General features: G+C 67.8%; 8 protein-coding genes. 6 read left to right on the top strand and 2 right to left on the bottom strand.

Annotated features, from left to right (window positions below):
- From FrCorBMG51_RS24000 to FrCorBMG51_RS23985, 5 genes are all read left to right on the top strand, one after another.
- The coding region (locus tag FrCorBMG51_RS24000) for a DNA-methyltransferase (RefSeq protein ID WP_086055663.1) at positions 1 to 1,105 on the top strand (1,105 nt) is incomplete at its 5' end.
- On the top strand, positions 1,102 to 2,136 hold the full coding sequence (locus tag FrCorBMG51_RS23995) for a DNA-methyltransferase (protein WP_052915003.1): 1,035 nt from the start codon (positions 1,102 to 1,104) through the stop codon (positions 2,134 to 2,136). The genes FrCorBMG51_RS24000 and FrCorBMG51_RS23995, both read left to right, overlap by 4 nt.
- 207 nt (positions 2,137 to 2,343) lie before the next feature.
- Entirely contained in the window at positions 2,344 to 2,910 is a 567-nt protein-coding gene (locus FrCorBMG51_RS23990; protein ID WP_139342377.1) for a hypothetical protein, read from the top strand.
- A 147-nt stretch (positions 2,911 to 3,057) separates the two neighbouring features.
- Positions 3,058 to 3,267 (top strand): hypothetical protein, encoded by a 210-nt coding sequence (locus FrCorBMG51_RS28840; protein ID WP_157180664.1) that lies wholly within the window; start codon positions 3,058 to 3,060, stop codon positions 3,265 to 3,267.
- Positions 3,219 to 5,357, top strand: coding sequence for a recombinase family protein (locus tag FrCorBMG51_RS23985; RefSeq protein ID WP_086055662.1), 2,139 nt, complete (start codon positions 3,219 to 3,221; stop codon positions 5,355 to 5,357). The genes FrCorBMG51_RS28840 and FrCorBMG51_RS23985 overlap by 49 nt, the downstream gene beginning before the upstream one ends.
- A gap of 95 nt (positions 5,358 to 5,452) precedes the next feature.
- Here the strand turns inward: FrCorBMG51_RS23985 and FrCorBMG51_RS25880 are convergent, their stop codons facing one another.
- The gene (locus FrCorBMG51_RS25880; protein ID WP_157180663.1) at positions 5,453 to 5,857 is read right to left on the bottom strand and encodes a hypothetical protein; all 405 of its coding nucleotides are present in this window, start codon (positions 5,855 to 5,857) and stop codon (positions 5,453 to 5,455) included.
- On the opposite strand from FrCorBMG51_RS25880, the gene FrCorBMG51_RS23975 reads away from it, so the two are divergent.
- The gene (locus FrCorBMG51_RS23975; RefSeq protein WP_047225274.1) at positions 5,856 to 6,221 is read left to right on the top strand and encodes a helix-turn-helix domain-containing protein; all 366 of its coding nucleotides are present in this window, start codon (positions 5,856 to 5,858) and stop codon (positions 6,219 to 6,221) included. The genes FrCorBMG51_RS25880 and FrCorBMG51_RS23975 overlap by 2 nt on opposite strands.
- A gap of 234 nt (positions 6,222 to 6,455) precedes the next feature.
- Here the strand turns inward: FrCorBMG51_RS23975 and FrCorBMG51_RS28835 are convergent, their stop codons facing one another.
- Positions 6,456 to 6,842: a hypothetical protein gene (locus FrCorBMG51_RS28835; protein WP_157180662.1), complete on the bottom strand. Its 387-nt coding sequence runs from the start codon at positions 6,840 to 6,842 to the stop codon at positions 6,456 to 6,458.
- Positions 6,843 to 7,048 lie beyond the last annotated feature (206 nt).

The following is a 7,048-nucleotide window of genomic DNA, read 5'->3' as shown; positions in this document are numbered from 1 at the left end:
GGTGACCTCCCCGCCCTACTGGGGCCTACGCGACTACCACACCCGGACCTGGACCGGAGGCCACCCCGGCTGCCGGCACACCCGCACCTGCACCATCACCCGCACCGACGGCGGCCCACCGACCACGACCTGCCAGCGCTGCGGCGCAACCGTCGAGGACCGGCAGTACGGCCACGAACCCACCCCCGACGCCTACATCGCCACCCTGCGCCGCGTCTTCACCGCACTCGCCCGCGTCCTGACCCCGACCGGCACCGTCTGGCTCAACCTCGGCGACTCCTACAGCACCGCCCGCCCCGGCCGCACCACCGATCCCCTGCGCACCAGCACCCTGGCCGGCCGGGACGCCGCCGCCGTGCGGCGGGAGTCGGTACGCGCCGCCGGGGTCGACCGCATCGGGGCGCTGCCCGCCAAGAACCTGCACGGGATGCCGTGGCGGGTCGCCTTCGCCCTCCAAGCCGACGGCTGGATCCTGCGCAACGCCATCATCTGGCACAAACCCAACGCCATGCCCGAATCGGTCCGCGACCGGCTGTCCACCCGCTACGAACTGCTGTTCCTCCTGGTCCGCCAGCCGCGCTACTACTTCGACCTGGACGCGATCCGCGAACCGCTGGCCCGCCCAGAAGCCCTCGCCGAGGGCATCGTCATCGGCGGCGCGCGCAAAGGCCGACACGGCGGTATCGACGCCACCCGGCGCCGCCGCGGCGCCAGCGTCTACGGCACCGGTAAATACCAGCAGCTCGCAGCCTTCCCCGGCGACCCGCCCGGCGCGGCGATGCGACCCACCGGCCGGCAGCACACCGCCGCCCACCCCGCCGGGCGCAACCCCGGCGACGTCTGGTCGATCAGCACCCGGCCGCTCCGCCAGGCGCACTACGCCGCCTACCCCGTCGACCTGCCGCTGCGCTGCATCGCCGCCGGCTGCCGCCCCGGCGGGGCCGTGCTCGATCCGTTCTCCGGCGCCGGCACCACCGGCCTCGCCGCCCGCCAGCTGGGCCGGACCTACCTCGGGATCGACCTGAACCCGGCGTTCCACGACATCGGCCTGACCCGCCTCGGCCTGCGCCCCGCAGACGCCGCCACCGAGCGGAGGGCCGCATGAACGCCGCCGCGCCCGACCCGGCCCGCCCATCAGCACCCGACCACCCCTCCGGCCCCGCGGCGCGGACGTCGCCGTACCACACCGAGCCCGGGATACGGCTCTATCTCGGCGACGCCCTCACCGTCCTCGGTCGACTCCCGACCGGCTCGGTCGACTGCGTGGTGACCTCCCCGCCCTACTGGCGCCTGCGCAGCTACGACACCCCCGACAGCGGCGACCGGCCGCCAGCCGTCGCCGACGCCTACGGGCGGGAAGCGACCCCCACCGCCTACCTCGACCGGCTACGGACCGTGTTCACCGAGATCCGTCGACTGCTCGTCCCGACCGGCACCGTCTGGCTCAACCTCGGCGACAGCTACGCGGCCAACTCCGACGGCTACCACCGCACCCGACCCGGCCACCCCCACCAGCCCCGCTACCGGCCGCCCGCCGGCATACCGCACAAGAACCTGCTCGGGATGCCATGGCGGGTCGCCCTCGCCCTACAGGCCGACGGGTGGATCCTGCGGAACGCGATCATCTGGCACAAACCGCATCCCNCCGCCACCGACCGGCTCGCCACCCACCACGAGCTGTTGTTCCTCCTGGTCCGCCAGCCGCGGTACTACTTCGACATCGACGCGATCCGCCAGCCCTACACCGGCGACCGGACCCTCGCCCGCCGGACCCACCGCGGCGGCACCCGCCCGCACGCAGCCTCCGCACCCCGCAGCCCCTGGCCACCCGACCAGGCCACAGCCCTCCGCGGACGCAACCCCGGCGACGTCTGGACCCTCCCCACCCGGCCCACACCGGCCGAACATCCACCGGCCTTCCCGCTCGAGATCCCCCTGCGGTGCATCGCGGCCGGCTGCCCACCCGGCGGCGTCGTCCTCGACCCCTTCAGCGGCGCCGGCACGACCGGCCTCGCCGCCCACCGGCTGGGCCGGACCTACCTCGGTATCGACCGCAACCCCGCCTACCACAGATTCTTCCGGCGCGCCTTCCGCACACTCCAGCAGCAGGAGATGAGGAACGGCACAGCCGTGTGAGGAGCGTTCCGGAATCTTAACGTCGGAGGCCCACCGGAACGCGCCTGGTCCTGCTGATACCCGTAAGGAGGGTGGTCAGCGGTGACGCGCCACCTGGTAGGCACGGGGCTCCTAGCCGGCATTCCCCGACCGGGGCCTCTCCTTTCGACTGGCCGGCGTTACGCTCCCAGGCCCGGGCCCAACGGCTTCAGCGTAGCTGGACTGCCGTTGCGCGCGGTGATCGCAGACTGCACGATCGGCGCGACAGTAGAGTGGGAGCGCGAAGCGATGAGCGATCGCTCTGGGCCAGGCCGAACGGTGCTCACTGGCGGTGTTCTCTACCGCAGCGGCGACGAGGCACTGTCATGGCAGTTTCGGCTCATACCACCGGCACAGCTGGCCAGGCCGGATGACGGACGCGTGCGAGCCGCATTCTACGGCCGCACCAACGCCCGTGGCGTGAACGGCATCCACATGCTCGCCCGCCAGTTCAAGGCATGCCAGGAGACTGCCGAAGGGCAGGCCGTTCTGACCGGGTTCTTCTACGATCTGCCCGAGCCGGTCGACGAGATCATGGTTCTGGCTTTTTCGGGTGTTGGAGGCCCGCCCCGCCGGGACGGTGGACGTGACGACCTCGCGGCTTCGCTCGGCCGCGAGGACCGCGATTTCGATCCGATCATCTGCTCTTCCCTCGACCGGCTCTTATGTAAACGGGATGAGCTGCACACCTGGGAAATCTTGTTAGATCAATATCAGGTACCGGTCATAACTGCCGACGGCGCCCTGGCATGGTAATAGCGGTATGCCGAGATACAGAAGGTCCGCAGAAGCAGAATTCGTCGATCGTCCCCGGTCTCACCATCCAGCTTCGGGTCTTCTCGCTTGTGTCCACTTCCCCGGTCAACGATTGGGCAGATCTTTGCCGTTAGGCGGGTAGACGAGATGGATCCGCAGATGGAGTCGGCGGGATCCCCTGAGCACGGCGACGAGTTTCCGGAGACGGCGGGCGCTCCGTCGATGGACTTCGAGGTCCACATCATCGACGGGGCAGATGGCGAACGGCTGGCCCACGAACAAGCAAAGGTGATCAAGGATGTGTTGGAATGGCTAGACCAGCAGCGATCCAACAATGGGCGGAATCGCGCCGCGTAGCCAGCCCGCACACCGCGGGCGCAGGAGGAACACAGGAAGCCTCCTGGCTGATCCGGGCGGCCTGGGCTGGCCGCACCTCGACCTACGACCAGCAGGACCCGACGCTGTCGCTGCCTCGTCAGCTGCGGACGTGCCAGGATGTGCTGCCCGAGAACGCGGTCGTCGTCGCACACTTCTACGACATCGAGTCCGGGCGCCGGGAGCTCGCCGAGCGCGGCCTGAGCAACGCCCACGAGATGTTTCAGATCCCCATCCCCCGCGACGGCGGCATCACGGACCTCTTGGAGGAGGCGAAGCGGCCCGACCGGCGCTTCGATGTGGTGATCTGTGAGTCCATCGACCGGATCTCCCGGCGCGCCTACGTCGCCACCGAGATCGAACACCAGCTTGAGCAGGCAGGAGTGCCGCTCCTCGCTGCCGACGAGCCGCTCCGGCTCGGCCAGGGCCAGGGTGGCCGCCGGTCGAAGACGGCGACCCAGGTGCTCACCCGCCGCGTCAAGCAGGGCGTCGCCGAGTGGTACGTCACCGAGATGCTCGAGAAGTCCTGGGACGGCACCGAAGTCCACACCGAGCAGGGCTACAACATCGGCAAGCCCTGCTACGGGTATGTCCCGGACCGCATCCCGCACCCGGTCCCGGCGAAGCGCGCCCGAGGGCAGAAGAAGATGCGGCTCGCCGTGCACCCGGTCGAGGGCCCCGTCGTCACGAAAATCTTCACGATGCGCGTCGCCGAACGTCTCGGCTATCAGTCGATCGCAGACAGGCTCAACCTCGATCTCGTCATCAACCCGCCACCCACCCCCGTCGAGATCACTCGGGCCGTCGGGCGCTGGACCTACTCCAACGTCCGGGACGTGCTCACCAATCCGAAATACACCGGGCACATGGTGTGGAACCGCCGGGCCCGCAAGGGCAAGGGGAAAAATCGGATCAACCCCGTTGAGGATTGGGTCTGGTCCCCCACAAAGGTCCACGAGGCTCTCGTGAACCTGGAGACCTATGTGCAGGCCCAGCAGATCGCCAAGCACCGCGAACGGTCCCGGACGGCTCCAGGCCAGAGCAGCCACGCCGATGCCGCCCACACCTACACGCTGCGCAGCTTCCTGTCCTGCTCGCTGTGCGGGCGCCGGATGTGGGGCAAGCACCAGCGGGGCACCGTCTACTACCTCTGCTATCCCAAGAAGAACTACCAGCCGACTGGCCACCCCACGACCAGCATCTGGGTACGAGAGGACGACCTTCTGCACGGGCTGTCCACGTTTCTGAGCGAGCGGGTGTTCGGGCAGTACCGCCAGGATCTGCTCAGCCGGAAGCTCCAGATCGTCGACGACGAGCGCCGGCAGGAACGTGAACGGCGCCGAGCCGAGATCCGCCGCCGCATCGCCGACGCGGAGACCAAACGCAAGCGGCTCGCGATGAACTTCGCCCTCGTCGAGGATCCCGACGAGGAGTTCATCCGTGACATCAACGAAGGCCGCGCCAAGCTCCAAGTCGAGCGCGACAAACTACAGCAGCAGCTCACGACTCTCGAAGACGAGATCGACCAGGCGCCGAACGCAGCCCTGCTCGACCAGCTGCCCGTCACCCCGGTCGATCTCACCGGCCTTCCAGACGATCTTTCCCGAAGACTGTTCGAGATCCTCCGCTTGCAGATCCGCTACGACCGCCGGACGCACCGCGCTGCCTGCCAGATCGCTCTCGCCGGCACAACGATCCAGACCATCACCCGCGAAACCGCGCACATCGCATCGATCCTGTCCCCCGTCGCCGCCACGACCGGGGCACGACGGGTTAGCACCCCCAAGGAGCCGGGTATGATATCTCCTAAAGTAGGGATCATGCACGGGTTTGCGCGTAGCCCCGTTGGGGGCACGCTCCGTAGCTGTTTTGTGGCTGAAGGTAGCCGATCGAGATACTTCCGGACCAGCGCCGATGGCGGCAGGTCATCATTTGATTGCTCTTGGTTAGCAAGTTGGGTGCCTGCACTGTCCCGTTATGGGACGGCTCGTCCTGCACGGGTTCGTCCCATACGAGGGTGCTGGTCGACCTGTGAGTCGTTGGCCGCGCGGGACGATGAAGTCGCGGGGTGAGCGGCAGCATCGCGCTGTCGCTGTCGACCTGCAGAGACTCGCTCTGGCCGTCGACTGTGGTCGTCGTAGCGCGGTCTCGCTGGTGCTGCTGGGGTTCAGTGCATCGTCGGCACCGTCTCGGCCCGCAGCGGGGTATGAGCTTGGCGTTGTATTAACCGGGGCTCATACTCGGGATGGTGATCGTCGACTGGACCGACGAGTTCGACCGCTGGCTGACCCGCGCGGAAGAACAGGGAGGCACCCTCCTCGCCGTCGCCGTCGCGCTCCTGCAGGCGCTCACTGAGCTCCTGGCCAGACCTTTCGAGGAGTCCCCGACTTTCAAACGGGTACGGCAAGCCCGCCGCCACGAGCTCTGGCGCGTCGCCCACCCGTTCGATCCGGACGTCGCGGTCCGGATCATCTGCTGGTTCCCCGCCGACGACCGCGTCGTGGTCGCGTTGATCGGGTTCGACAAGAAGACGATCGGCGACGTGTTCTACGCCAGCAAGGAGACACCCCATGACCGACAACGAGACGACCGAGGGCGACGTCACGTTCCTCCGCGGCAACGATCGCATCCGTCAGCTAGCCCAGCGGCCCGACATCGCTGACGAGGTCGCCCAGGTCCGTGCGAGCATGGCCGAAGCCGACCGTACCTACGCGATGGGCTTGGCCGCGCTCCGCCAGGCTGCCACACTCACCCAGGTCGAGCTTGCTCGCCGCATGGGTGTCACCCAGGCAGTCATCAGCCGCATGGAACAGCCGCACGACCTCCTGTTGTCGACGCTCAACGCCTACCTGGCGGCCATCGGCGGCACTGCCCACATGATCGTCCGTTTCGCCGACGGCCACGAAACCACCCTCGACCTCGCCAAACTCGCATAACCGGACAGCGGGTCGTCGGCCGCCTGGCGGTCGCATTCGAGGCTTGGGCGCCCATTTCGAGCACCGGGGCCGGTCTTCTGGCTCCCTGGCCCGGTGGACTGAGGGTTGTGGAACCTGTGGACTCCGAAGTCCCGGGAACCATCGATGTCCCGAGGGACACTCGGAAGACCACGGATGCGGTCGGGCGCCCTAGCGGACTCCCGCCACGCACGCACATAGCGTGCGCGCATGGGATCAGGCCACGACGATCAGTCGGTGGGCGCGTCTTCGACGCCGAGCAGCCGGCGAGGCGGCGAGCGTCGCGAGCCGCCCACCATGGTCTTTGAGATCCACTGCTTGGACGGTGAGCAGGGCAAGCGTCTCGGCCTCGTGCAGGCAAGAGCGATCCACGATGTTCTGGCCTGGATAGCCCAGAACCGGCTGAACGGGGCCGCGCCCGACACCTCGACCGAATCCGATCACGGGGTCAATCCTGCGCTTGAGGCGGACCCGCACCTCCCTGATCAACAAGATGGCGACCGGTCGGATCACTAGTCCGATTTCACGTTTCCAAACTTCGCCCGCATAGAGGGCATCAAGAATTTGGTTGCCAACAATGGCTGATAAAAGAAGCAGAATCACGCAACGCTAAAGCGGCGAACTCTCTGCTTCCGAGCCTGTCTGGAGCATGTCGACAGTTGAAGCCACGAGGAGGAACGGTCCAGGCGAGGGTGACGAGGCTGGCGAAGATGAGGAGGTGGCGTACGGGTCGGATCTGCTGGGGGTGGCGTTTTGGCGGGAGAGTTCGTGGGTGCCGAGGAGGACCGTTGACCGGACTACCGGGCGGA

The sequence above is a fragment of the Protofrankia coriariae genome (genome assembly GCF_001017755.1).
In the GTDB taxonomy this organism is placed as follows: Bacteria; Actinomycetota; Actinomycetes; order Frankiales; family Frankiaceae; genus Protofrankia; species Protofrankia coriariae.
This window is presented reverse-complemented; position numbering and strand designations above follow the sequence as displayed.